24 protein-coding genes and 1 riboswitch are annotated in these 25615 nt (G+C 68.5%); of the genes, 4 read left to right on the top strand and 20 right to left on the bottom strand.

All coding sequences use genetic code 11. From position 1 onward, the window contains the following. Positions 1 to 56: 56 nt before the first annotated feature. Positions 57 to 2093, top strand: coding sequence for a TonB-dependent receptor plug domain-containing protein (locus OK345_RS08475; protein WP_265127496.1), 2037 nt, complete (start codon positions 57 to 59; stop codon positions 2091 to 2093). Between the two features lie 892 nt (positions 2094 to 2985). Here the strand turns inward: OK345_RS08475 and OK345_RS08470 are convergent. Then, complete coding sequence (locus OK345_RS08470; protein ID WP_265127495.1) at positions 2986 to 3111, bottom strand: hypothetical protein; 126 nt, start codon at positions 3109 to 3111, stop codon at positions 2986 to 2988. A 114-nt stretch (positions 3112 to 3225) separates the two neighbouring features. Next, a complete protein-coding gene (locus OK345_RS08465) occupies positions 3226 to 4020 on the bottom strand; it encodes a TOBE domain-containing protein (protein ID WP_265127494.1) in 795 nt (264 codons plus the stop codon). Positions 4021 to 4181: 161 nt separating this feature from the next. Between OK345_RS08465 and OK345_RS08460 the strand changes: the two genes are divergently transcribed. Further along, on the top strand, positions 4182 to 5261 hold the full coding sequence (locus OK345_RS08460; protein ID WP_265127493.1) for a tellurite resistance/C4-dicarboxylate transporter family protein: 1080 nt from the start codon (positions 4182 to 4184) through the stop codon (positions 5259 to 5261). Here the strand turns inward: OK345_RS08460 and OK345_RS08455 are convergent. The 14 genes from OK345_RS08455 to moaA form a co-directional block, all read right to left on the bottom strand. Next, the gene (locus OK345_RS08455; RefSeq protein ID WP_265127492.1) at positions 5224 to 6549 is read right to left on the bottom strand and encodes an MFS transporter; all 1326 of its coding nucleotides are present in this window, start codon (positions 6547 to 6549) and stop codon (positions 5224 to 5226) included. The genes OK345_RS08460 and OK345_RS08455 overlap by 38 nt on opposite strands. Positions 6550 to 6678: 129 nt before the next feature. Further along, positions 6679 to 7587, bottom strand: a complete 909-nt coding sequence (locus tag OK345_RS08450; protein ID WP_265127491.1) for a peptidylprolyl isomerase — start codon at positions 7585 to 7587, stop codon at positions 6679 to 6681. Further along, positions 7587 to 8297: a respiratory nitrate reductase subunit gamma gene (narI, locus tag OK345_RS08445; protein WP_265127490.1), complete on the bottom strand. Its 711-nt coding sequence runs from the start codon at positions 8295 to 8297 to the stop codon at positions 7587 to 7589. The genes OK345_RS08450 and narI overlap by 1 nt, the downstream gene beginning before the upstream one ends. Next, positions 8294 to 8977, bottom strand: coding sequence for a nitrate reductase molybdenum cofactor assembly chaperone (narJ, locus tag OK345_RS08440; RefSeq protein WP_265127489.1), 684 nt, complete (start codon positions 8975 to 8977; stop codon positions 8294 to 8296). Before narJ ends, narI begins: the two co-directional genes overlap by 4 nt. Then, positions 8974 to 10512, bottom strand: coding sequence for a nitrate reductase subunit beta (gene narH / locus OK345_RS08435; protein ID WP_265127488.1), 1539 nt, complete (start codon positions 10510 to 10512; stop codon positions 8974 to 8976). The genes narJ and narH overlap by 4 nt, the downstream gene beginning before the upstream one ends. Beyond that, a complete protein-coding gene (locus tag OK345_RS08430; RefSeq protein ID WP_265127487.1) occupies positions 10512 to 14306 on the bottom strand; it encodes a nitrate reductase subunit alpha in 3795 nt (1264 codons plus the stop codon). The genes narH and OK345_RS08430 overlap by 1 nt, the downstream gene beginning before the upstream one ends. 83 nt (positions 14307 to 14389) lie before the next feature. Continuing rightward, entirely contained in the window at positions 14390 to 15796 is a 1407-nt protein-coding gene (locus OK345_RS08425) for a NarK family nitrate/nitrite MFS transporter (protein ID WP_265127486.1), read from the bottom strand. 146 nt (positions 15797 to 15942) lie between these two features. Beyond that, the gene (locus OK345_RS08420) at positions 15943 to 16326 is read right to left on the bottom strand and encodes a hypothetical protein (protein ID WP_265127485.1); all 384 of its coding nucleotides are present in this window, start codon (positions 16324 to 16326) and stop codon (positions 15943 to 15945) included. Next, positions 16323 to 16880: a molybdenum cofactor guanylyltransferase gene (mobA, locus tag OK345_RS08415; protein ID WP_265127484.1), complete on the bottom strand. Its 558-nt coding sequence runs from the start codon at positions 16878 to 16880 to the stop codon at positions 16323 to 16325. The genes OK345_RS08420 and mobA overlap by 4 nt, the downstream gene beginning before the upstream one ends. Then, positions 16867 to 17376, bottom strand: coding sequence for a molybdenum cofactor biosynthesis protein MoaE (locus tag OK345_RS08410; RefSeq protein ID WP_265127483.1), 510 nt, complete (start codon positions 17374 to 17376; stop codon positions 16867 to 16869). The genes mobA and OK345_RS08410 overlap by 14 nt, the downstream gene beginning before the upstream one ends. Before the next feature lie 2 nt (positions 17377 to 17378). Then, positions 17379 to 17639, bottom strand: coding sequence for a MoaD/ThiS family protein (locus tag OK345_RS08405; protein WP_265127482.1), 261 nt, complete (start codon positions 17637 to 17639; stop codon positions 17379 to 17381). Then, positions 17636 to 18892: a molybdopterin molybdotransferase MoeA gene (locus tag OK345_RS08400; RefSeq protein WP_265127481.1), complete on the bottom strand. Its 1257-nt coding sequence runs from the start codon at positions 18890 to 18892 to the stop codon at positions 17636 to 17638. Before OK345_RS08400 ends, OK345_RS08405 begins: the two co-directional genes overlap by 4 nt. Next, the gene (gene moaCB / locus OK345_RS08395) at positions 18889 to 19887 is read right to left on the bottom strand and encodes a bifunctional molybdenum cofactor biosynthesis protein MoaC/MoaB (RefSeq protein ID WP_265127480.1); all 999 of its coding nucleotides are present in this window, start codon (positions 19885 to 19887) and stop codon (positions 18889 to 18891) included. Before moaCB ends, OK345_RS08400 begins: the two co-directional genes overlap by 4 nt. 8 nt (positions 19888 to 19895) lie before the next feature. Beyond that, positions 19896 to 20876: a GTP 3',8-cyclase MoaA gene (gene moaA / locus OK345_RS08390; RefSeq protein WP_265127479.1), complete on the bottom strand. Its 981-nt coding sequence runs from the start codon at positions 20874 to 20876 to the stop codon at positions 19896 to 19898. Then, positions 20865 to 20997: riboswitch (molybdenum cofactor riboswitch) on the bottom strand. It overlaps the preceding gene by 12 nt. A 149-nt stretch (positions 20998 to 21146) precedes the next feature. On the opposite strand from moaA, the gene OK345_RS08385 reads away from it, so the two are divergent. Then, positions 21147 to 21551, top strand: coding sequence for a ribonucleotide reductase subunit alpha (locus tag OK345_RS08385; RefSeq protein WP_265127478.1), 405 nt, complete (start codon positions 21147 to 21149; stop codon positions 21549 to 21551). A gap of 3 nt (positions 21552 to 21554) precedes the next feature. On the opposite strand, the gene OK345_RS08380 is transcribed toward OK345_RS08385, so the two are convergent. Beyond that, positions 21555 to 21872: a hypothetical protein gene (locus OK345_RS08380; protein WP_265127477.1), complete on the bottom strand. Its 318-nt coding sequence runs from the start codon at positions 21870 to 21872 to the stop codon at positions 21555 to 21557. 114 nt (positions 21873 to 21986) lie between these two features. Here OK345_RS08380 and OK345_RS08375 point away from each other — a divergent pair, with 114 nt between their 5' ends. Continuing rightward, on the top strand, positions 21987 to 22781 hold the full coding sequence (locus tag OK345_RS08375) for a cytochrome C assembly family protein (RefSeq protein ID WP_265127476.1): 795 nt from the start codon (positions 21987 to 21989) through the stop codon (positions 22779 to 22781). Positions 22782 to 22816: 35 nt separating this feature from the next. Here OK345_RS08375 and OK345_RS08370 read toward each other — a convergent pair whose 3' ends face one another. The 3 genes from OK345_RS08370 to OK345_RS08360 all read right to left on the bottom strand — a co-directional run bounded on the left by OK345_RS08370 (position 22817) and on the right by OK345_RS08360 (position 25415). Further along, complete coding sequence (locus OK345_RS08370; RefSeq protein ID WP_265127475.1) at positions 22817 to 23203, bottom strand: DUF805 domain-containing protein; 387 nt, start codon at positions 23201 to 23203, stop codon at positions 22817 to 22819. Between the two features lie 108 nt (positions 23204 to 23311). Continuing rightward, positions 23312 to 24703: a DNA repair protein RadA gene (gene radA, locus OK345_RS08365; RefSeq protein WP_265127474.1), complete on the bottom strand. Its 1392-nt coding sequence runs from the start codon at positions 24701 to 24703 to the stop codon at positions 23312 to 23314. Between the two features lie 31 nt (positions 24704 to 24734). After that, on the bottom strand, positions 24735 to 25415 hold the full coding sequence (locus OK345_RS08360; RefSeq protein ID WP_265127473.1) for a lysoplasmalogenase: 681 nt from the start codon (positions 25413 to 25415) through the stop codon (positions 24735 to 24737). Positions 25416 to 25615 lie beyond the last annotated feature (200 nt).

Genomic DNA, 25615 nt, shown 5'->3' with positions numbered 1-25615 from the left:
GCCGGGGCGGTCGCTACCGCCCATCCCTGCATACACATCCACATGGCGAAGCCACGATGAAACCCCACCCCTCCCCCCGCACCGGCCTGCGCCGCCCCCAGCCCTCCACCGCCCTGCTGCACGGCGCCATCGCCCTGGCCCTGGCCGGCGCGTGGCCCGCCGCTCCCGCCCTGGCCGCCGACGACGGCATCTTCGAGCTGGGCGCCGTGGTCGTGCACGCGCAGCGCCCGCAGTCGCCGCCACCGGGCGAAACCGCGATCACCGCCGCACAGCTGGATCGCCTCAACCGCGAAACCGTCGGCGAAGCCGTCGCCACCACGCCCGGCGTGGCGCTGTCGCGCAACTCGCGCAACGAGGACCTGGTCTACGTCCGCGGCTTCGACCCGCGCCAGGTGCCGGTATTCCTGGACGGCATCCCGCTGTACGTGCCCTACGACGGCTACGTCGACTTCGGCCGCTTCGCCACCTTCGACCTGGCACAGATCCGCATCGCCAAGGGCGCGGCCTCGCCGCTGTACGGCCCCAACATCCTGGGCGGTGCGATCAACCTGATCAGCCGCCGGCCGCAGGAGAAATTCGAGGGCGATGCCCGCCTCGGCGCCGACAGCGGCGGCGAGCGCAAGGCCGCGGCCAACCTCGGCAGCAACCAGGGACAGTGGTACCTGCAGGCCGGGCTGTCGTGGAGCGAGGCCGACGGCTTCCCGCTGCCGGACGGCTTCGTCGACCACAAGGCCGATCCCACCGACACCGGCGACGAACGCCAGAACGCCCATCGCGAAGACCGCCGGGTCTCGATCAAGCTCGGCCTGACCCCCAACGAGCGCGACGAATACGCGCTGGGCTACGTCAAGCAGGACGGCGAGAAGGGCAACCCGGTCTACACCGGCCGCGCCAGCAGCGGCATCCGCTACTGGCGCTGGCCATACTGGGACAAGGAAAGCCTGTACTTCATCGGCAACATCGGCCTGGGCGAGAAGCACACGCTCAAGCTGCGCCTGTACGAGGACCGCTATGGCAACGGGCTGGAGGCCTACAGCGACGGCAGCTACCGCACCCCGCTGGACAACACCAGCTTCCCCAGCATGTACGACGACAAGACCCGCGGCGCCACCGTGGAGCTGGCCAGCCAGGCCTTCGCCGGCCACGACCTGCACCTGGCCGTGCACTACAAGGACGACCGCCACAGCGACCGCAACCCCAGCTCGCCGACCAAGGACTACCGCGACGTCACCACCGCCGTCGCGGTGGAGGACACCCTCGCCCTGGGCGAGGCCAGCCGGTTGCGCATCGGCGGCAGCCACGAACGCCGCGAGGCGCGCGAGGTGTATTACTGGAACACCGGCAAGACCGACGCCAGCAATGGCCTGCTGGAACTGGTGCACGACCTGTCCGCCGACAACCAGCTGTTCGCCAGCGTCTCGTACAAGACCCGCTTCCCGACCATCAAGGACCGCTATTCCGCCCGCATGGGCCGCGCCCTGCCCAACCCCGACCTGAAGCCGGAGACCGCGCGGCACGTGGAACTGGGCTGGCGCGGACAGCCGTGGCCCGGTGCGCAGGCCGAGGCCGCGCTGTTCTACAGCCGCATCGACGATCTGATCCAGGACGCACAGATCGCCTCCGGCGAATGCGGCGGCACCGTCTGCGACCAGGCGCAGAACATCGGCAAGGCCCGCCACCGCGGGGTGGAGCTGTCGCTGCAGCAACGCTTCGCCGAACACGGGCAACTGGGCATCGGCTACACCTGGCTGGACCGCGACAACCTGGAGGACGCATCGGTGCCGTTGACCGACAGTCCGCGCCAGCGCCTGTTCGCCCATGCCAGCTGGGCGTTCTCGCCGCAGTGGCGCGCGGTGGTCACCGCCGAGGCCGAACAGGGCCGCATCGTCGCTTACTCCGGCCCGGGCAACCGCAACGGCTACCTGGAGCTGCACGGTTACGCCACCTTCGGCGCCAAGCTGGTGTGGTCGCCGCTGGAGAAGCTGGAGATCGAAGCCGGCGGACGCAACCTCGGCGACCGTTGGTACGAACTGTCCGAGGGCTATCCGATGCCCGGCCGCAGTTGGTTCGCCAACGTCGTCACCCGCTTCTGAGGCGACGGCATCGCGCTCCGGTCGGCATCGGGGCGCGATGTGCCAGGGGGCATCCATGCGCATGCGGGTGCTGTCGCCATCGCCGAGATCCCTTTACCTACGGCAAGTCCATTTGCACAGGCAGGCCCGGTTGCACGTGAAGATCATGCGGGAGCGGTCATTCATGGCAGCGGGTTGGGATGATCCGGGGAATTGCCCGCGACAGTTCGGGTTCCCATCGTCAACTGCCGCGCTTGGGAACCAGATTCTGTGCAGAGGCCTGCCCCATGCCCCCCATGCGCCGTGGCTTTGGCTGTTGTTCTTGCTCTGGCTTTTGACTTCCTGGTGCCTTAAAGCGAGCCGAGCACCGCAGCGGGCCGGGGGCGAAGAGGCGCACGTGTTCGAGCGAAGCGAGTCGTGCGCCGGCCCCCGGCCCGCGAGGAGCACAGGGGACCGGTGCGGCGCAGCCGCATCGGCTCGCGTCGGCGCCGGCGGTTTTGGCTACTTTTGCCAAGACAAGCGCTTTTTCAACAGCCGAAGAGTTCTTCAACAGCCGAAGTGCTTTTCAACAGCCGAATGGCTGGTCATGGCTGGTCAAAGTAGCTCGCGCCAAAGGCGCGAAAGCTTTTACCTGCCTTTGACTTTCTGTCTTCTCCAACGAAGGAAAGCTAGGCAACGGCCAAAAACCAGAAGCAAGAGCAAAAGCTTTCGCTCCCGCTTCGCGGGGAGCGAGTCACTTTTCTTTGCTTGTGCAAAGAAAAGTAACCAAAAGAAAGCACAGCCGAGACGCGAGCCGGCGGGCTGCGCCCGCCGGTCCCCTGCGCTCCTCGCGTCGGCGGGGCCGGCGCACAACTCGCTTCGCTCAAACACGTGCGCCTCTTCGCCCCGCCGACACTGCGGTGCTCGGCTCGCTTTACGGCAGGGGAAGATCAAAATCCGAAGCAACAGCCGAAGCAACAACCAAAGCAACAACCAAAGCAACAACAACAGCAACAGCAACGGCAACGGCAACGGCAACGGCAACGGCAACGGCATGCATGATGATCGTGGGTGTATCCCCGCAACCGCTGCCTACCATCGGCCATGAAAGCAGGCGGTGCGGGCATGGAAAAAACGCCCGCCGGCCAGGCTCCCGCAAGACCGCAAGCGGCCCTCAGGCCGCCACCGCCAGGATCACCTGCGACGCCTTCACCAGCGCCGTCAGCCGCGCCCCCTCCTTCACCCCCAGCGCATCCACGCTCTCGTTGGTGATGGTGGCCACCAGCCGCAGCCCGGCCCTCAGTTCCAGCTCCACCTCGGCATTCACCGCTCCCTTGCGGCATGCCACCACCACGCCGGGCAAGGCGTTGCGGGCGCTGCTGCGCACGCCATCGGCGGCCAGCAGCACGAAGGAAGCCTTGATCAGCGCCACCGCGCTGCCACCGACCGCCAGTCCCAGTTCGTCGACGCTGTGGTTGGTGATGACCGCCACCACCTGGTCGCCGCCCGGCAATGCCAGGGTGACCTCGCTGTTGACCGCACCGCGCTGCAGGGCGCTGACGGTGCCTTCGTACTGGTTGCGTGCGCTGGTCCTGAGCATGAGGTTGTCCATCCGTTTGAGGAGTTGATCGAGGTCGAGGTCGCCGGCACCGGAAAGTACCCGCTGCTGCAGCGCGCCCAGGGCGCGGTGGAAGGCCAGCACCCGCTGCCCGGTCCTGGTCAGGTGCGCGCCACCGCCGCCCACGCCGCCGGTCTCGGCCACCACCAACGGGCTGCCCACCAGCGAATTCAGCGCGGTGATCGCATCCCACGCGCCCTTGTAGCTCATGCCCACCGCGCGCGCGGCGGCGCTGATCGAACCGTGCTGCGCCAGCGCCTCCAGCAGCCGCGCACGCGCCGGGGTGAGGCTGGTGCCGTTGCCGCGCAGGTCGATCAACGGCTGCAGGTTCTGGAGGGTGGTGTCTGGCATCTGCGGTTCCTGGATTCGATGTCGCCGGCTGCCCCGGCGATGCCGGGCTGCGACACCCGTTGATCTTAGTCGCCCCACGGCAGGGTTGCCGCATCCGGCCGGCGGCCCCGCCACGCCGCATATGCCACCATCGCCGTACTGCCGCAGCGAAGGAAAGGTCGATGCCCACCGCCCCGTCCGCCCCTGCCTCTGCCTCTGCCCTGGAAGGCCTGTCGCCGGCGTACTTCGGCATGGTCATGGCTACCGGCATCATCTCCATCGCCAGCCACATGCTCGGCGTGGAATGGCTGTCGCGGTCGCTGTTCGCGCTCAATACGCTGCTGTACCCGCTGCTGTGGGTGCTGTACCTGCTGCGGCTGAAGCGCCATCCGCGCGCGGTGGCCGCCGACCTCGGCGACCACCTGCGTGGACCGGGTTACTTCACCGTGGTCGCCGCCACCGGCGTGTTCGGCAGCCAGTGCCTGCTGCTGACCGGCAACCTGGCGCTGGGGATGGCGTTGTGGGGGCTGGCGGTGGTGCTGTGGCTGCTGTTCACCTATGCAATCTTCACCATCCTCACCATCAAGGAGAACAACCCGCCGCTGGACCGCGGGATCAACGGCGGCTGGCTGCTGGCGGTGGTGGCCACCCAGTCGGTGACCGTGCTCAGTGCGCTGCTGGCCGCGCGCATCGGCCAGCCGTGGAAGCTGGAGATGAATTTCTTCGCGCTGTCGATGTGGCTGTGGGGCGGAATGCTCTACATCTGGATGATGTCGCTGATCTTCTACCGCTACACCTTCTTCCGCTTCCGGCCCGACGACCTGTCGCCGCCGTACTGGATCAACATGGGCGCGATGGCGATCTCGACGCTGGCCGGTTCGCTGCTGATCGTCAACGCCGGCCAGGCGCCGTTCCTGCTGTCGCTGCTGCCCTTCCTCAAGGGATTCACGGTGTTCTACTGGGCCACCGGCACCTGGTGGATCCCGATGCTGCTGGTGCTGGGCATCTGGCGCCATTTCTACAAGCGCTTTCCGCTGCAGTACGACCCGCTGTACTGGGGCGCGGTGTTCCCGCTGGGCATGTACGCCGCCAGCACCCACGAGCTGATGCTGGCGATGGACTTCGCCTTCCTGGCGGCGCTGCCGGTGGTATTCCTGTGCGTGGCGCTGGTCACCTGGAGCGCCGCCTTCTTCGGCGCCTCGCGCCGCGCATGGCGGGCACTGGTCAACGCCGGCCGCGCTCGCTCGCCGCCGCCTGCATGATCTCCGGCAGGTCGGTCTCGCCGCCGATCTGCGGGAAATGGCTGCGCTCCATGCGACGGATCGCGAAGTGCATCCACACCAGCGCACAGGCCACCAGCACGAACAGCAGCATGAAGCAGCTGGTCCAGATGCCGGTGAGGTCGTTGAGCGCGCCGAAGGCGATCGGCAGCAGGAAGCCGCCCAGCCCGCCGATCATGCCGACCACACCGCCCACCGAGCCGACGTACTGCGGGTAGTACACCGGAATGTGCTTGTACACGGCAGCCTTGCCCAGCGACATGAAGAAACCCAGCACGAACACCAGCACGGTGAACGGCACCACGCCGATCGCCAGGTGGAAGGCGATGTCGCCCTCGATGCCCTTCACGATGTACTGGGTGTCCGGATAGGCCAGCAGGAAGGTGCAGATCACCGACACGCCGAAGGTCCAGTACATCACCTTGCGTGCGCCCATCCGGTCCGACATCCAGCCGCCGACCACCCGGAACAGGCTGGCCGGGATCGAATAGCAGGCCGCCAGCACGCCGGCGGTGGCCACGTCCATGCCGTAGGCGCCGATCAGGTAGCGCGGCAGCCACAGCGCCAGCGCCACGAAGCCGCCGAACACGAAGAAGTAGTACAGCGAGAAGCGCCACACCTGCAGGTTCTTCAGCGGCGCCATCTGCTCGCTGAAGGGCATCGGCTTGACCCCGGACTTGCGGCGCTCGGCCAGCGACGGATCCTCCTGGCTGAACAGGTAGAACAGCACCGCCGTCACCGCCAGGCCCACCGCCCACAGCTTGGCCACCATCATCCAGCCGGCGGCCACCATCACCATCGGCGCCAGCAGCTTGGTCACCGCCGAGCCGATGTTGCCGGCACCGAAGATGCCCAGCGCGGTGCCCTGCCTGGAAGCCGGGAACCACTTGGAGACATAGGCCACGCCCACCGAGAACGAGCTGCCGGCGATGCCGACGAACAGCGCCGCGACCAGGAACTGCATGTAGGTGTGGGCGTAGGTGAGCAGCCAGGTGGCGATGGCGCCGCACAGCATCACCGCCGTCAGCACCTTGCGGCCGCCGATCTGGTCGGCCCACACGCCCAGGAAGATGCGCAGCACCGAGCCGCTGAGCACCGGGGTGGCGATCAGCAGGCCGAACTGGGTGTCGTTGAGACCGAGCTGCTGCTTGATCTGGATGCCGATGATCGAAAAGATCATCCACACTGCGAAACAGATGGTGAAGGCGAACGTGCTCAGCCACAGCGCCCGTTGCTGCTGGCCGCCGCTTACCTGCGAAAGATCCGACATGGTCGTGTTTCCAGTTGTGGGGGAGTGTGTCGCCGGTCCGCGGATACCGCCGCCCCGGCCCATTGCCGGATGCCCCCTCCCCTCCCGCGGCGGAGCCTCCGGCGAAAGTCCTGCATGCAATGCTGGCGGTCAGTCCGCGGCCGCTTCGATCTCCTCCAGGCCGCGGACGTCGTAGCGCTCCTGCAACAGCAGCAGGTAGCGCTGCAGCTCGCGCTGGCGCGACTGCAGCTCCAGGTAGTCCGAGAGTTGCTGGCGCACCTGCTCGAATGTCTGCGGCTGCCCCGGCTCCACCTCGTCGACGCAGACCACGTGGTAGCCCCAGCGCGACTCCACCGGGAACGCGGCCAGCCCGGCCCGCAACCGGAACAGCTGGCGGTCGAATTCGGGCGTGGTCTGCCCGCGCTGCAGCCAGCCCAGCTCGCCGCCCCCGGTCTTCGACGGGCAGTCGGAATGGCGCAGGGCGAAATCGGCGAACAGCACCGGGTTCTCCTTCAGCTCGGCGATCAACCGCTCGCCCTCGCTGCGCGCGCGGAAGCGCCCCTCGACGTCGTCGGCAGCCGCCCCCAGCAGGATGTGGCGTACGCGCATGCGGTCGGGCGAGCGGAAGCGCTCGATGTTCTGTTCGAAGTAGCGCCGGCAATCCTGTTCGTCCGGCACCCGGTCCTCGATCTCGCGTTCCAGCAGCACCCGGATCTGCGCCTCCTCGGCCGACTCGCTGCCCACCGGCTGCGCTTCGGCCTCCAGCCCCAGGCGCTCGATCTCGCGCCGCAGCAGTTCGCGCACCACCAGCGCGCGCGCGGCATCGGCCCGCGACTGCTCCGGGCGCATCGCCCGGTGGAACTGCATCTCGCGGGCGATGTCGGCCTCGCTGATCGCGCTGTCGCCGACGAACAGCAGGCAGGGCGCCGGCTGCCCGAGCGAACGCGGCCCGTCCTCGGCGTGGTCGTGATGATGCGCGTGCGCCTCCTGCGCCACCGGCTGCTGCGAGTCGATGATGGTGATCGGCAGGGTGCGCATCGCGGGTCTGGCCGGGCTCATCACCGCTCCTTGCTGCCGTAGTCCAACGTGGCCTGGCGCCGACGCACCACCTGGTAGGGCCGCCACAGGTAGCTGAGCGGGATGCTCCACACGTGCACCAGGCGGGTGAACGGCGCCACCAGGAACAGGGTCATGCCCAGGAACACGTGCAGCTTGTAGACCCACGACACGTCGGTGATGAAGTCGGCCGCGCCCCAGCGGAAGGTGACGATGTGCTGCGCCCATTCGCCGAGCATGATCATCACCCCGCCGTCCATGTGGCCGGCGGAATAGAAGATGCTCAACAGCCCCAGCAGCAGCTGCACGAAGATCAGCAGCAGCACCAGCGTGTCGCCCAGGGTGCCGGTGGCGCGCACCCGCGGATTGAACAGCCGGCGCGCCGTCAGGATGCTGATGCCGACCAGGCACAGCAGCCCGAACAGGCCGCCCACCACCATCGCCATCAACTGCTTCTGCGGCGCGGTGATGAAGTGTTCGTACAGCCAGTGCGGGGTCAGCAGGCCGACCAGATGGCCGCCCAGGATCGCCAGGATGCCGATGTGGAAGCAGTTGCTGCCGATGCGCATGCCGCGGTCGGACAACAGCTGGCTGGAGCCGGTGCGCCAGGTGTACATCGACTTGTCGAAGCGCGCCCAACTGCCGATGAAGAACACCGCCAGGGCGATGTAGGGGTAGATCTGGAAAGCGAACTGGTGGAGGTAGTGCTTCATGGCTGCACCTGTCTGGCTGCGGCGGGGCGTGCGGGGGAGCGGGTCGGCGGGGAGCAGTTCTCGTCGGGCGCTTCGGCACCGAAGCGCACCGCCTCCTCCTCCCACAACCGGTCCATGACCTCGGGAGTGTCGTCGCGCGGCTCCTGGGCGGCGCGCTCGCGCATCACCTCCAGGTTGACCTTGCCGTCGGCGTATTCGAGCAGGATCGTGAACAGCAGCGCGTACGGGCTCCTGCGTTCTTCGGCGCGCGCGGCCAGCAGCGCGACGATATGGGCCACGTGCTGCAGCCAGTCGCGCGCCTCCTCCTGTGGCCGCTGCTGCAGGTACTCGAGCACCAGCGGCAGGTAGTCCGGCAGTTCGCGCGCGTCCAGTTCGAAACCGTTGCGACGGTACGCGTCGATCAGGTCCACCATCGCCTGGCCGCGGTCGCGCGATTCGCCGTGGATGTGTTCGAACAACAGCAGGCTCATCGAGCGGCCGCGGTCGAACAGCGACAGCCAGTCGTCCTGGGCCTGCAGCGGGTCGCCATCCAGCAGCCCCCGCACGAACCGCGCCAGGTCGGCGCGGCGATGCTTGGGCAGCGCCGGGTGGTCGGCCGCGGCGAGCAGTTCGTCGCGGTGCTCCCACATCTCGTCGCGGGGATAGTCCAGCAGCACCCCCACCAGCTTCAACAGGCTCATTCGACCACCTCCGGCTTGCGCCGCGGCTGCACCGCGAACGTGGTGGTCTTGCGCTGGCCGAACAGGTCGGCCGGGCTGCTGCCGTGGCAACCGTCGCCGAAGGTGAAGCCGCAGCCGCCGCGTTCGCCGAAGGCGTCGTTGGCGTACTCGCGGTGCGCGCTCGGGATCACGAAGCGGTCCTCGTAGTTGGCGATGGCCAGGTAGCGGTACATCTCCTCGGCCTGCGCCGCGGTCAGCCCGGCCTGCTGCAGCACCGCGTGGTCCTCCACGCCGTCGACGTTGAGCGCGCGACGCCAGGCGCGCATCGCCATCAGCCGCTCCAGCGCGGTGACGATCGGCTTCTCGTCGCCGGCGGTGAGCAGGTTGGCCAGGTAGCGCACGGGGATGCGCAGCGAGGCCACGTCCGGCAACTCGCCGTTCATGCCCACGCGGCCGCGCTCGGCGGCGGACTGGATCGGCGACAGCGGCGGCACGTACCACACCATCGGCAGCGTGCGGTATTCCGGGTGCAGCGGCAGCGCCAGCTTCCAGTCGATGGCCAGCTTGTAGACCGGCGAGGCCTTGGCCGCTTCCAGCCAGCTGTCGGGGATGCCTTCCTTGCGCGCGGCGGCGATCACCTCCGGGTCGAACGGATCCAGGAAGATGTCCAGGTGGGCCTGGTACAGGTCCTGCTCGGCCGGCACCGAGGCGGCGGCCTCGATGCGGTCGGCGTCGTACAGCATCACCCCCAGGTAGCGGATGCGGCCGACGCAGGTTTCCGAGCACACGGTGGGCTCGCCCATCTCGATGCGCGGGTAGCAGAAGATGCACTTCTCCGACTTGCCGCTCTTCCAGTTGTAGTAGATCTTCTTGTACGGGCAGGCCGACACGCACATGCGCCAGCCGCGGCACTTGTCCTGGTCGATCAGCACGATGCCGTCCTCCTCGCGCTTGTAGATCGCGCCGGACGGGCACGCCGACACGCACGCCGGGTTGAGGCAGTGCTCGCACAGGCGCGGCAGGTACATCATGAAGGTCTTCTCGAACTCGCCGTAGATTTCCTTCTGCACGTTGTCGAAGTTGCGGTCCTTGGCGCGCTTGGCGAACTCGGTACCGAGGATCTCCTCCCAGTTCGGGCCCCATTCGATCTTCTGCATGCGCTGGCCGCTGATCAGCGAGCGCGGGCGCGCGGTCGGCTGGTGCTTGAGCTCCGGCGCCTTGTGCAGGTGCTGGTAGTCGAAGTCGAACGGCTCGTAGTAGTCGTCGATCTGCGGCAGGTCGGGATTGGCGAAGATCTTGGCCAGCATCCGCCAGCGGCCGCCGGCGCGCGGCATCAGCTTGCCGGAGCCGGTACGCACCCAGCCGCCGTTCCACTTGTCCTGGTTCTCCCATTCCTTCGGGTAGCCGATGCCGGGCTTGGTCTCGACGTTGTTGAACCAGGCGTACTCGACGCCTTCGCGCGAGGTCCATACGTTCTTGCAGGTGATCGAGCAGGTGTGGCAGCCGATGCACTTGTCCAGGTTCAACACCATCGCAATCTGGGCACGGACCTTCATCACACCACCTCCTTGGCGGAAGCCGGCGCGGCTTCGGCCGCACCCGCGCGTCCCGCACCCGCGGCACTCGCACCTCCCTGTGCTTCGCCATCCAACCAATCGATCCTGTCCATCTTGCGTACCACCACGAACTCGTCGCGATTGGTGCCGCAGGTCCCGTAGTAATTGAAGCCGTAGGCCAGCTGCGCGTAGCCGCCGATCATGTGCGTGGGCTTGAGCACCACCCGCGTGACCGAGTTGTGGATGCCGCCGCGGGTGCCGGTGATCTCCGAGCCGGGCACGTTGAGGATGCGTTCCTGGGCGTGGTACATCATCGCCATGCCGGCCATCACCCGCTGGCTGACCACCGCACGCGCGGCGATGGCGCCGTTGACGTTGAACAGCTCGATCCAGTCGTTGTCCTCGATCCCGGCCTCGCGCGCGTCGGTCTCGCTCAGCCACACGATCGGGCCGCCGCGCGACAGCGTCTGCATGATCAGGTTGTCGCTGTAGGTGCTGTGGATGCCCCACTTCTGGTGCGGGGTGATCCAGTTCAGCACGATCTCCTTGTTGCCGTTGCCGCGCTTGTTGTGCAACGGCTCGATGGTCTTGGTGTCGACCGGCGGGCGGTAGCTCATGAAGCCTTCGCCGAAGGCGATCATCCACTCGTGGTCCTGGTAGAACTGCTGGCGGCCGGTGACCGTGCGCCACGGGATCAGTTCGTGCACGTTGGTGTAGCAGGCGTTGTAGCTGACGTGCTCGTCCTCCAGCCCCGACCAGATCGGCGAGGAGATGATCTTGCGCGGCTGCGCCTGGATATCGCGGAAACGGATCGCCTCGTGCTCCTTGCCGACCGCCAGGTGGGTGTGGTCGCGGCCGGTGAACGTGCCCAGCGACTCCCATGCCTTGACCGCGACATGGCCGTTGGTTTCCGGTGCCAGGTGCAGGATCACCTCGCAGGCGTCGATGGCGGTATCGATGTTCGGACGCCCCTGGCTGACGCCATGCTCCAGCACGCGGCGGTTGAGATCGCCCAGGAAGGCGACCTCGTCCTTCGTGTCCCAGTTCATGCCCTTGCCACCGTTGCCCTGCTGGTCCAGCAGCGGGCCCAGCGAGGTGAACTTCCGGTACAGGTTCGGGTAGTCGCGCTCGACCACCGTGATCGACGGCATGGTCTTGCCGGGGATCGGCTCGCACTCGCCCTTCTTCCAGTCCTGCACGCCCAGCGGCATTGCCAGCTCCCCGGGGGTGTCGTGCAGCACCGGGGTCAGCACCACGTCCTTCTCCACGCCGAGCACGCCCGGCGCCATCGCGCTGAGCGACTGCGCCACGCCCTTGAAGATGTCCCAGTCGCTGCGCGACTCCCAGGCCGGGTCCACCGCCTTGGACAGCGGGTGGATGAACGGGTGCATGTCCGAGGTGTTGAGGTCGTTCTTCTCGTACCAGGTGGCGGTGGGCAGCACCACATCCGAATACAGCGCGGTGGTGCACATGCGGAAGTCCAGCGTGACCAGCAGGTCGAGCTTGCCTTCCGGGATCTCGTCGCGCCACTTCACGTCCTCGGGCTTGAGCGCGCCGCGCTCGCCCAGGTCCTTGCCCTGCACGCCGTGGCGGGTGCCCAGCAGGTGCCGCAGCATGTACTCGTGGCCCTTGCCCGAAGAGCCGAGCAGGTTGGAGCGCCAGATGAACATCACCCGCGGGAAGTTCTGCGGCGCATCCGGGTCGGCGAAGGCGAAGTCCAGCATGCCGTGCTTCATCTGCTGCACCACGTAGTCGGCCGGCGCGACGCCCGCGGCTTCGGCCGCCCTGGCGATGCCCAGCGGGTTGCGGTCCAGCTGCGGCGCGCTCGGCAACCAGCCCATGCGCACCGCCTTGAGGTTGAAGTCGGCCTGGCTGCCGCTGTACTTGGCCGGATCGGCCAGCGGCGACAGGATCTCCTTCATCTCCAGCTTCTCGTAGCGCCACTGGTCGGAATTGAAGTAGAAGAACGAAGTGCCGTTCATCTGCCGCGGCGGCTTGCTCCAGTCCAGGCCGAATGCCAGCGGCTGCCAGCCGGTCTGCGGCCGCAGCTTCTCCTGGCCCACGTAGTGCGCCCAGCCGCCGCCGGTCTGGCCGATGCAGCCGCACATGATCAGCATGTTGATCAGGCCGCGGTAGTTCATGTCGTTGTGGAACCAGTGGTTCATGCCGGCGCCGACGATGATCATGCTGCGGCCGCGGGTCTTGGCCGCGGTGTTGGCGAACTCGCGCGCGATCTCGATCACGTCGCCGCGCGGCACGCCGGTGATCTTCTCCTGCCATGCCGGGGTGCCCGGCAGGTCGTCGTCGAAGCTGGCGGCGACGTTGCCGCCGCCGAAGCCGCGGTCCACGCCGTACTGCGCCATCAGCAGGTCGTAGACGGTCGCCACTTCCCACTGCTTGCCGTCGGCCAGCTGCAGCCGCCGCACCGGGATGTTGCGCTCGAGGATCTCGTCGAAGCGGGAGGCGGTCCAGCGGTCGTGCTCGATGCCGCCGAAGTACGGGAAGCTGACCGCCTCGATGCCGTCGTTGGCATCCTTGAGCGACAGTCGCAGCCGCGTCTCGCGCCCGCTGCTGTCCTTCTGCTCGATGTTCCACTTGCCTTTCTCGCCCCAGCGGAAGCCGATGGAACCGCTGGGCACGACGATCTCGCCGTTGTTCTCGTCCCAGGCCAGGGTCTTCCACTCGGGGTTGTTGCTCTCGCCCAGCCCGCCCAGGTCGCTGGCGCGCAGGAAGCGCTCGGGCACCAGGCGGCCGTCGGCGCGACGCTCCAGCCGCACCAGCAGCGGCATGTCGGTGTACTGGCGGCAGTACTCGATGAAGTACTCGGCCGGCTTGTCGACGTGGAATTCCTTCAGGATCACATGGCCGAAGGCGAACGCCAGCGCCGCGTCGGTGCCCTGCTTGGGATGCAGCCAGTGGTCGGTGAGCTTGGCCACTTCCGAATAGTCGGGGGTGATGGCCACGGTCTTGGTGCCGTTGTAGCGCGCCTCGGTGAAGAAGTGCGCATCGGGCGTGCGCGTCTGCGGCACGTTCGAGCCCCAGGCGATGATGTAACGGCTGTTGTACCAGTCGGCCGATTCGGGCACGTCGGTCTGCTCGCCCCAGATCTGCGGCGAGGCCGGCGGCAGGTCGCAGTACCAGTCGTAGAACGACAGGCACACGCCGCCCAGCAGCGACAGGTAGCGCGCGCCGGAGGCGTAGGACACCATCGACATCGCCGGGATCGGCGAGAAGCCGACCACGCGGTCGGGGCCATGCTGCTTCACCGTATGCAGGTTGGAGGCGGCGATGATCTCGTTGGCCTCTTCCCAGCCCACCCGGGCGAAGCCGCCCATGCCGCGCCGCGACTTGTAGCTCTTCGCCTTCTCCGGATCGTTGACGATGCTGGCCCAGGCATCCACCGGCGCCATCGTCTTGCGCGCCTCGCGCCACAGCCGCAGCAACGCGCCGCGGACCAGCGGATACTTCAGCCGGTTGGCGCTGTACAGGTACCAGGAATAGCTGGCGCCGCGGGGGCAGCCGCGCGGTTCATGGTTGGGCAGGTCCGGACGCGTGCGCGGGTAGTCGGTCTGCTGCGTTTCCCACGTCACCAGCCCGTTCTTGACGTAGATCTTCCAGCTGCACGAACCGGTGCAGTTCACGCCATGGGTGGAGCGCACGATCTTGTCGTACTGCCAGCGCGCGCGGTAGCCGTTCTCCCAGTCGCGGTCCTCGCTCCTGGTGACGCCGTGCCCGTCGGAAAAGGGAGCCGGATTGCGCTTGAAGAACTGCAAGCGGTCTAGGAAATAACTCATCGATACATCTCCTGGCAAACTTCAGCTGGATGTCACTCCACGGATGGAACCGCGCCCGGGGGCGCGCCTGCGGCGACCAACGCTCAGGAAGGCGCTTCCGCGCCGCGGCGGTAGTAGAACCACCATGTGACGGCGAGGCAGGTGACGTAGAAGGCGATAAAGCCGTACAGCGCCCACTCCGGGCCGCCGCTCAAGGTGATCGAGGAGCCGTAGCTCTTGGGGATGAAGAAGCCGCCGTAGGCGCCGATGGCGGAGCTGAACCCGATCACCGCGGCCGACTCGATGCCGGCCTGGCGCATCGCATGCGTCCTGGCCTCGTCGTCGCCGCCGGCCGAGCGGCGCTCGTGCAGCGTGCGGAAGATCACCGGGATCATCCGGAACGTGGTGGCATTGCCGATGCCGGTCAGCACGAACAGCGCCATGAAGCAGGCCAGGAAGCCGTGGAAGTTGCCGCCCTGGCCGCCGTGCGGCAGGTAGTGCAGCACGCCGAACACCGCGGAGATCATCAGCACGAACACCCAGAACGTCAGCCGCGCCCCGCCCCAGCGGTCGGCCATCCAGCCGCCGACCGAGCGCATCAGCGCGCCGACCAGCGGCCCGAGGAAGGCGTAGGTCATCGGGTTCACTTCGGGGAACTGCGACTTGATCAGCATCGGGAAGCCGGCCGAGAAGCCGATGAACGAGCCGAACGTGCCGATGTACAGCCAGCACATCAGCCAGTTGTGCTTTTCCTTGAAGATCGCCGCCTGCTCGGCGAACGAGGACTTGGCCGCGCTGAGGTCGTTCATGCCGAACCAGGCGGCGATGCTGCAGAGGGCCACCAGCGGCACCCAGACGAATCCCGCGTTCTGCAGGAAGATCTGCTTGCCGTCGGCGGTGAGCTGCGGCTGCCCGGCGATGGCGCCGAACACGCCGGCACCGATCACCAGCGGCACCAGGAACTGGGTCACCGACACGCCGACGTTGCCCAGCCCGGCGTTGACGCCCAGCGCCATGCCCTGCTTGCTCTTTGGGTAGAAGAACGAGATGTTGGACATCGACGAGGCGAAGTTGCCGCCGCCCAGCCCGCACAGGATGGCGATGGCGACGAAGTGCCAGTACGGCGTGGACGTGTCCTGCACCGCGAATCCCAGCCAGAGCGTGGGAATCAGCAGCGAGGCGGTGGAAATCGCGGTCCAGCGGCGGCCGCCGACCAGCGAGATCATGAAGGAATAGAAGATGCGCAGGGTCGCGCCGGAAAGCGACGGCAGCGCCGTCAGCCAGAACAACTGGTCGGTGGTGAAGGCGAACCCGACCTGCGGCAGGTTGATCGCCACCGCGGAGAACAGCATCCATACCGAGAATGCGAACATCAACGCCGGCACCGAGATGGCCAGGTTGCGGGTGGCGATACGCTGCCCACCGCCCTGCCAGAACGCCGGATCCTCCGGCCTCCAGTCGTCGATGACCGCGCCACTACTTCGAACGATACCGTCCTGTCGCGTACCCATGGAATCCGCCTTCTGTCAATCCTGCCGGAGATCGTGGCGACCGCCTGGAGGAGGCCATCTAGGCCCACTCCGCCGGGGATTCACCCCGTCCGTGCATTGCTTGCCAACAGCTTATGGAGCCCCGCAGCCATCGTCCTTGACGTTAATCAAACCGTCCTTTCATCGTCGCCATCGGGCGCCGGTTTCCGCTTTGCCGTTCCACGATGGCGTACGCTGTCGCGCACATCGACCTCGAAACTGACCTGCAGCACTTCTTCGTCACCTGTCGGTAACGCAAATCCCAGGCCTTCCCGGCATGGCAGTCGTGCGGCATAGGCCTCCAGCGCCTGGCGCGGCAGACGCAGCGACCATACCACCGGAGAAATCTCCAGGCATGCCGGCCCATCGTCGGTTGCCGTCACCACCTGCCGGCAGACGGCGCCGGGAGCCAGCCGGGTGAGGTTTTCCACCGCCTCTCCGGCCCGCAGCGCCGCCAGTTGCTGCTCGCTGACCCGCAACCGCAGGCTCTGCCGCTGCATCTGGATCTTCATCTCGCCAGTTCCTGCCATTGCCCGGGGGTATTGCAGTTGGCCAATTGCCCGCTGCCGTCCGCCGGCAGCGCAAGGTGGATTCCACCCATGGCGGCGTGAAGCCCGCGCAACGACCGTGCCGACGATGGCCATTGCGGCATCTGCCCCAGCCGGGAGCGCAGGCGGTTATCGAGACGCAATCGCATCGGCAGCATGTAGCCGTCATGGCAGACGCAATCGCCGTCGGCCGCCGCCAGCGCCGCCAGCAGCGCCGGCGTCAGCAGCGGCATGTCCACCGGCACCAGCAGCAGCACGCCATCGGGCAGCACCTCGGCCACGCTGGCCACGCCGCCCAGCGGACCGATGTCGCGGATCCGGTCGGGCACGCTTTCGTGGTCGCCGGGATGGTCGCCGCTGACCACTACCCGCGCGGCGCCGGCCTCGCGCAGCAGCGCCTGCATGTGCTGCAGCAGCGATCGTCCGCGCCACTGCAGCAGCGCCTTGTCGCGGCCCATGCGCGAGGAGCGGCCGCCGGCCAGCACCACGCCGGTCCAGGCCGTGTCAGTGCCGGTCATGGCCTGCATGTCCGGGCGGGTCCTGGCCGGCGTCGACCGCCACGGTTTCGTGCCCGCACAGGGAGCAGCCCTCGCTCCAGACGCTGTCGCCGTCCTCGTAGTGTTCCTGCTTCCACACCGGGCTGGTGTGCTTGACCGCCTCGATCACCTGGCGGCAGGCGCGGAAGGCCTCGTCGCGATGCGGGGTGCCGGCGGCGATCACCACCGCCAGGTCGCCCACCGCCAGCCGGCCCTTGGCGTGGGCGATGTACAGCTTGAGCCCGGGGCCGAATTCGGCCTCGGCGCGCGCGGCGATCTCGGCGAATCCGTTCAGCGCCAATGCGTCGAACATGTCGTAGCTGATGCCGGTGACGGCACGGCCATGGTTGAGGTCGCGCACCCGGCCGACGAACAGGTTGATGCCGCCGAATCCCGGGTCGGAGACGAATTCGATGGCCGCGGCCACATCGAGTTTCCCCCGGGCCACGTCGACCACCGCGCAATGATGCCTGGACATGCTCAGCCTCCGCTGACCGGCGGCAGCACCGCCATGCGGCCATCGGCCGGCAGCGGTTCGTTCTCGCGCAGCACGCTGGTTTCGCTGGCGAACGCCGAGTACTGCAGCAACCCCGGCCGGAATGCCGGCCAATGCGCTTGCGCATGTTCATGGAGCGCCGCGCGCAGGTCGGACACCTGCGCACCGTCGTGCAGTTCCAGCGTCACCTGCGCGCTCGGCTCGTAGTCACGGAACGCGCCGAACAGACTCACTTCCACCTTCATTCCGCCATCCCCTCCGGTTGCGCCCCTTGCAGATGCCCGGGGCCATAGATGTCCACCAGGCCGCCCACCGGCACCTCGCCGGCATCCTCGGCGATCACCGCCCAGGCGTTGCTCTGCAGCAGCGGCGCGATCCGGAACGACTCCTGCCCGGCCAGCACCTGCGCCTGCAGCTGCCCTTGCCCGTCGCAGACCAGCCGCGCCTTCAGGTGCCGGCGCAGCGCCACCGGCTTGCCGGCCGGGGTGGCCAGCGGCACCCGCAGCGGCCGCTCCGGCGGCAGCCCGAGCAGGCCGCGCAGCGCCGGTTCAACGAAGAACCGCAGCCCCACCGCGCTGGATACCGGGTTGCCGGGCAGGCCGAAGTACAGCTGCCCGCCGGCCAGCCGCGCGAACAGCAGCGGCTTGCCGGGGCGCACCCGCACCTTGTGGAAATGGATCCGCGCGCCCAGCCCGCGCAGGGTATCGGGCACGAAGTCGTAGCGCCCCATCGACACCGCGCCGGTGCTGAGCAGCACGTTGGCGCCGGCGGCCAGCGCCGCCTGCAGCGCGGCCTCGAACGCCTGCGGCTCGTCGCCCACCACCTGCTGGTGCACCAGCTCGGCCCCGGCCGCCGCCAGCCGCGCGGCCAGCAGCGGGCCGTTGCTGTCGCGGATCTGGCCCGGCTCCAGCGGTTGCACCGGGTTGTCCACCAGTTCGCGGCCGGTGTTGATCAGCGCCACCCGCGGCCGCGCCACCACTTCCACCGTGGCCACGCCCAGCGCCGCCAGCAGCGCCAGGTGCGGCGCCCGCAGCAACTGGCCGGCGGCGACGACCTGCGTGCCCTGCCGCACGTCCTCGCCGCGCCGGCGCAGGTGCTGGCCCGGCGCGACATCGGCCCGCAGCCGGATCCGCTGCGGACGCTCCTGCGCATCGCGCCCGAGCACTTCCACCTGTTCCACCGGCACCACCGTATCCAGCCCGTCGGGCACGCAGGCGCCGGTCATGATTTCCCAGGCGCCCTCGCCGCCCTGCGCCTGGCCGTCGCCGGCGGCGCAGGCACCGGCGACGATGAATTCGCTTCCTGCCGGCAACATGCCGGTCCCCGCCCGCAGCGCGAATCCGTCCATGGCCGAGTTGGCGAACGGCGGCAGGTCGTCGGGGCTGTCGACCGCCATCGCCAGCACCCGTCCCATGGCCTGCGAGGCCGGGATGCGCTCGCGCGGCAGCACCGCGCAGTTGCCGTCGATGATCGCCAGCGCTTCGTCGTAGCCGATCATGCGTGCGGCCTGCCGTCGATCATCGCCAGCGCATGCGCCAGCAGCGGGGCTAGGATGTCCATGCCCTGCTGCGCCGCACGCGGGCTGCCGGGCAGCGCGACCACCAGCATCCCGCCCACCTGCACCACCTCGGCGCGGCTCAGCCAGGCCAGCGGCGTATGCCGGGCACTCTCGCTGCGGATCATCTCCGCCAGTCCCTCGACCCGGCGTCCTCCCACCTGCCGCAACGCCTCGGGCGTCAGGTCGTTCGGTCCCAACCCGGTGCCGCCGGTGCACAGACACAGGCGGATGCCGGCGGCGGCCAGCGCCTGCAGCTGCGAGGCCAACGGCTCGATGCCGTCGGCCAGCACCGGCGTATCGCGCACCTCGCCGCCCAGGCGGCGCAGCCCCTGCTGCAGCACCGGGCCGGATTCGTCTGCATATTCGCCGCGGCTGGCCCGGTCGCTGAGCGTGACCACCGCGCACGGCACGCCGTCCAGCCGCGCCAGATCGCGCGGCCGGTAGTGCGCGCGGTCGGCCTCGCTCATGCCGTCGGGGTGGATCCACAACCCGCTCTTGCCGCCTTCCTTGAACAGCAGGCGGATGCCGCCGATGGCCAGCGCCGGCTCCACCGGCTTGCTCAGGTCGTACAGCGTCAGCAGCGCCGCGTTGGCGCCGGCCAGCGCTTCCATCTCCACCCCGGTGCGCGCCTCGGTGGCGCACTCGCAGTAGACACGGATGGCCTGCCGTTCGGGGATCGGCTCGCAGCGCACGCGCACCAGTTCCAGCGGCAGCGGATGGCACAGCGGCATCAATGCCGAGGCCTGCTTGGCGCCCTGCAGGCCGGCGATCTCGGCCATGACCAGCGCATCGCCCTTGGGCAGCCGGCGCTCGACGATCATCGGCCAGGCCACCGGCCCGGCCAGCAGTTCGCCGATCGCCACCGCGCGGCGGCGGGTGGGCCGCTTGTTGCGGATGTCGGCCATGTGGAAGGCGGCGGCGGGTTCCATGCTCATGTTGCGGTTCATCCTCCGATCGAAGCCAGGTGCGGGGTGATGCCGGTGTTGCCCTGGTGCAGGCCGTGGCCGGCGGCCTTGAGGCCGAGTTGGGTGGCGATGCGCGCGACCAGCGCATCCTGGTCGGCGTCGGACTGCAGCAACGGCCGCAGCGGGATGCCGAAGTCGCCGAACAGGCACAGCCGCAGGTCGCCGCGCGCGGTCACCCGCAGGCGGTTGCAGCCGGCGCAGAAATCGCGCGAATACGGCGCGATGATGCCGATCCGGCCACGGTAGCCGGCGTGCTCGTATTCGCGCGCCGGGCCGGCATCGGATGCGCGCTCGCGCAGCCGCCAGCCGCCGTCGAGCAGCCGCTGCTCCAGCGCCTGCGCACGCACGTGGTGGCGCGCGAAGAATTCGGCGTTGTCGCCGGTCTGCATCAGTTCGATGAAGCGCACCGCGATGTCGCGCTGGCGCAGGTAGTCGAACCAGCCCGGCAGCTCGTCGTCGTTGACCCCGCGCAGCAGCACCGCGTTGAGCTTGACCGAGTCGAACCCCAGCCGCAGCGCCTGCTCCACGCCCTCGCTGACCTCGGCGAAGCGGTCATGCCCGGTGATGGCGTGGAAACGCGCCGGATCGAGGCTGTCGAGGCTGACATTGAGCGCGGTCAACCCGGCCTGGCGCCATACGCCCACGTGGCGCGGCAGCAGGCAGCCGTTGGTGGTCAGCGCGACCCTGGCGATGCCCGGCACCGCCGATACCGCGGCGATGATCGACGGCAGATCCTTGCGCAGGCTGGGTTCGCCGCCGGTCAGGCGGATCTTGCGCATCCCCAGCGCGGCGAAGGCCTTGACCAGCCGCACCACCTCGTCGCGCTCAAGGAAGCGCGGGCGGCCATCGGCCTGGTAGCCATCGGGAAGGCAATAGCTGCAGCGGTAGTTGCAGGCCTCCGTCAGCGACAGGCGCAGGTACGGGAAGGACCGCCCGTGGCGATCGGCTAGAGCCTTCATCTTCACTCCATTCCGATATTGGGAGGCCGGCTCGTTTCCTCGCCGACCCGGTGGCCGATGCCACGGCCCATCCGCCATATTCCGGAGAACCCAGGCGAGTGGACTTGGAGACGTCGCAGGAGCATCCCTGCTTGCGGCACAGCTTAGTCCTGCCCACGTCAACTTTGCTTGATCCGCATCAAGCCATCGTCCGATTCCCGGGAGCCGCGCCCCGGAACCGGCGATACCCGTGCTAGCGTCTGGCCACCGTTCCGCAACCCGCCAGACACCATGCAGCTTTCCAGCTTCAACGACCTGCTCCGCGCCGCCCGCCAGCAGCCCGAGCCTCAACGCCTGCTGTTCGTCTTTGCCCGCGTCGAACTGCCCGAAGCCGCCACCGCCGAACAGCGCGAGCGTTTCGAACGCCGCGAGGGCGGCACCCTGTCGCCCTGCCTGTGCGTGGACAAGGCGCCGTCGGAAGTGGCCAGTTTCGAGGCGCTGGCGGCCGAATCGGCCAATACCGGGCTGGACTGGGACCTGTTGTTCGTCAGCAGCCTGAGCGGCCGCGCCGGTATCGCACCCGGCAGCGACGAAGCGGCGCAGCCCTTGCGGTTCATGGTCAATGCGATCAACAACGGCCGCGTCGCCGACTTTGCCGTCTTCGACCGCGACGGCGGCATCGTCCAGTTCGGCTGAGGCTCAGCGCAGCAGCTGCAGGCCGAGGAAGAACACCATCAGCACCGTGTTCAGCGCCCACGCCACGGTGAGCGTGCGCGCCACCACGCCATAGCGCGGGTCGCCGGCGTTGGGTGCCGCGCGCCATACCGCGACCACGATCCAGGCGGTGTACAGCAGCAGGAACGCCAGCAGGCCGAGGGTCGCGCCGGGATAGCCGCCGTGCGAGAGCATCCACAGCACCACGCCCCACAGCAGGTTGCTGGGGATCACACCGTACAACCAGAACACCTTCCACAAGGGACTGTGTCCGACCGGGCCCATTACACTCGAAGCATGCATGATGGATTTCCTCTGCCGCCGATGATGACGCCAGAATAGCACCGTGGCCGCAGCCCGGCGGCCCTGACCGCCCCGGCGCGGTCCGTCACCATCCCGTTGTGCGACACTGGAAAAATGACAATCGTTCTCATCGCCATCCTGTTGTACCTGCTCGCCACCGCCCTGTTGATCCGCGCGGTGAGCGGCGAACAGGCGCCGCTTTCGCGTGCCTGGCTGTGGCCGGCCACCGGCGCGGCGGCGATGCACGGCATCTACCACCTGCTGGTCGCGCTGCGCACCGACGGCGGCCCGGACATGCACTTCTTCGCGGCGCTGTCGCTGGTGGGCCTGGGCATGGCGGGCGTCACCGCGCTGGTCGGTGCGCGCGGCCGCATGGCCGCACTCGGCGTGGTGGTGTTCCCGATGGCGGCGACCCTGCTGGCGGTGTACCACGCCTATGGCCATGAACCGAGCAAGGCGCTGGGCTGGCAACTGGCCTCGCACGCCTGGCTGGCGCTGCTGGCCTACGCCACGCTGAGCATCGCCGCGCTGCTGGCGATCATGCTGTGGCTGCAGGAACGCGCCCTGCGCCAGCGCGACTTCCGCCCGTGGCTGCGCGCGCTGCCGCCGCTGAACGACCTGGAATCGCTGTTGTTCCGCACCATCACCGTCGGCTTCAGCCTGCTCACCCTGACCCTGGTGACCGGGGTGCTGTTCGTGGACGACCTGCTGGAACAGAAGCTGGTGCACAAGACCGTGCTCAGCGTGCTGTCGTGGATCGTGTTCGGCACCCTGCTGATCGGCCGCCGCCGCTATGGCTGGCGTGGCGCCAAGGCGGTGCACTGGACGCTGACCGCAATGGCGCTGCTGCTGCTGGCGTTCTTCGGCAGCCAGTTCGTCATCGAACTGGTGCTCGGGCGCAGCCGCTGAAGGCGGTGCCGGCCGCTGGCCGGCAGCCTCGCCGGTCAATCCGTCAACGGATCCTCGCCAAAACGGTTCGGGCCGATGGTCCCGCGCAGGCACATGAAGATGAGCACGATCAATCCGCCCACCCACGGGATGAAGCCGAGCAGGACGAACCAACCGGACTTGTCCTGATCGTGAAAGCGCCGCACCTGCACCGCCAACGCAGGTAGAAAGGTGCCCAGCGCAAACAACACCACCAGCACCAGGCCCACCCAGAACAAGCCACCGGGTTCCTGCTCGCTGCCCATCGCCACGCCCAAGAACATCAGCCCCAGCAGCACCATGTAAACCACCGCCAGCAACAGCTGGAACATCCAGTATTCCGTCCGCCGCGAGCGCCCTTCGAAATCGACGTAACGCTTGAACGGCAACAGCATCCAATCCATTGGGTTTCCCTATTCACGTTTGAGAGCGCGCGATCATCGCCGAGGATGCATGCGCTTGCCAAGGCTTGCCGGCGCATCCGGCCGCTGACCCGCCTCGGGCAAACAGGCTCATTCCGCGGCTTCCAGCGCCTGCGACAGGCGCTCCACCGCGATCACTTCCATGCCCTTCACCGTACCGGCCTTGGGCGCATTGGCCTTGGGCACGATGGCGCGCCTGAAGCCGTGCGTCGCCGCTTCGCGCAGGCGCTCCTCGCCGTTGGGCACCGGGCGGATCTCGCCGGACAGCCCGACCTCGCCGAACGCAATGGTCTTTTCCGCCAGCGGCCGGTCCTGCAGCGAGGACAGCACCGCCAGCAGCACCGGCAGGTCGACCGCGGTTTCCTGCACGCGGATGCCGCCGACGACGTTCACGAACACATCCTGGTCGCCGACCACCACCCCGCCATGGCGGTGCAGCACCGCCAGCAGCATCGCCAGCCGGTTCTGCTCCAGCCCCACCGCGACCCGGCGCGGGTTGGACAGCGGCGAGGAATCGACCAGCGCCTGCACTTCCACCAGCAGCGGCCGGGTGCCCTCGCGGGTGACCATCACGCAGCTGCCGGGCTGGCGGGTACTGCCGCCGGACAGGAAGATCGCCGACGGGTTGGGCACTTCCTTCAGCCCCTTCTCGCCCATCGCGAACACGCCCAGCTCGTTGACCGCGCCGAAGCGGTTCTTGAACGCGCGCAGCACGCGGAAGCGGCTGCCGCTCTCGCCCTCGAAGTACAGCACCGCATCGACCATGTGCTCGAGCACGCGCGGGCCGGCGATGCCGCCCTCCTTGGTGACGTGGCCGACCAGGAACACCGCGGTGCCGGTTTCCTTGGCATAGCGCACCAGCCGCGCCGCGCTCTCGCGCACCTGGCTGACCGAGCCGGGCGCGGCGGTCAGGGTCTCGGTCCACAGCGTCTGCACCGAATCGGCCACGATCAGCTTCGGCCGCGCCGCGGCGGCGTGCTGCAGGATGTGCTCGATGCCGGTCTCGGCCAGCGCTTTGAGGCCTTCCAGCGGCAGGTCCAGCCGCACCGCGCGGCCGGCCACCTGCGCCAGCGATTCCTCGCCGGTGACGTACAGCACCGGCAACTGCGCGGCCATCCTCGCCAGTGCCTGCAGCAGCAGCGTGGACTTGCCGATGCCCGGGTCGCCGCCGACCAGCACCACCGCACCCTCGACCAGGCCACCGCCGAGCACGCGGTCGAATTCGCCGATGCCGGTGGAAACCCGGGCGTGCTCGCTCTGCTGCACGTCCTTGAGCGCGGTGATCTTCGGCGCCTCGACCTTGCCGGCCCAGCCGCTGCGGCGCGAGGCCGGCGACTTCGCCGCGACCGCGCTTTCCAGCACGATCTCGGCCAGTGCGTTCCACACGCCGCATTCGCCGCACTGGCCCTGCCACTTGCTGTACTCGGCGCCGCATTCGCTGCAGACATAGGCGGTGCGGGGCTTGCCCGTGGTCTTGGCCATCGTGGGTTCCGTGTGGGACTGGGCCGCTACTCTAGCGTGCCGGATTCGCGCCGGTTGAGACCGAACGGGCGATGCACCACTGCGCGAGGAAGTAGGTCGCCAGCACCGCCAGCGCCGGCGCCGGCACCGTGCCGGCGAAACGGTCCCAGGCCAGCAGCGAGTCGCTGGCGACGAACAGCAACGCGCCGACCGCCGCCGATCCCGCCGCCCCGCGCAGCGGCGAAGTCCGCGCGGCACCGCGCCAGCGCGCGATCGCTGCCATCGCCATCGCCGCCAGCACCAGCACGTAGGCCAGCACCGGCGCCTTCAATGCCGGCGGCAGGTACGGCCACAGGCCGGCAAGGTTGATCCCGGCATAAAGCAGCAGCGGCAGCGCCGCCCATGCCGCATCGCGCCGGCGCATGCCCGGCACGAACGCGGCGATGTAGCACAGGTGCGCCAGCAGGAACGCCACCAGTCCCGCCACGAAATGGTCGCCCGGCAGCATCAGCAGCACGTCGCCGGCCAGCGAACACACCAGCCCGGCCAGTACCCGCCGCCGATAGCGCGCATCGTCCGCCGGCACCACCGCCGCCATCCACAGGATCAGCAGCGTGGCCAGCGGCTTGCAGGCGTAGTGCAGCGGCAGCCAGCCGCCGCCCAGCCACGCGCCTGCGATCGCCCCGGCCGCGGCCAGCGCGACCGCTGCGGAAAATACTTTGCGTCGCTCCATCGTTGCTCCTTCCTCGCCGGCGAGCAGCATCGCCGGTGGCTCCGGAAAAGCAAAGGAAGCCCGGCACGCAATCGCGACGTCCGCCGACCGGACAGGCCGGTGTTGCCGCTCTGCCGTGCGTCCACCGCTGCCGGCGGCAGCCCGTGCGTGTTCTTCTGCCCGCGGAGCACCGGAAGGTCTTTCCGGCAACGCGCTGCCAT

The organism is Xanthomonas chitinilytica (genome assembly GCF_026107455.2).
Taxonomy (GTDB): domain Bacteria; phylum Pseudomonadota; class Gammaproteobacteria; order Xanthomonadales; family Xanthomonadaceae; genus Stenotrophomonas; species Stenotrophomonas chitinilytica.
The sequence above is the reverse complement of the archived record's forward strand: the minus strand, read 5'-3'. Positions and strand labels throughout refer to the sequence as shown.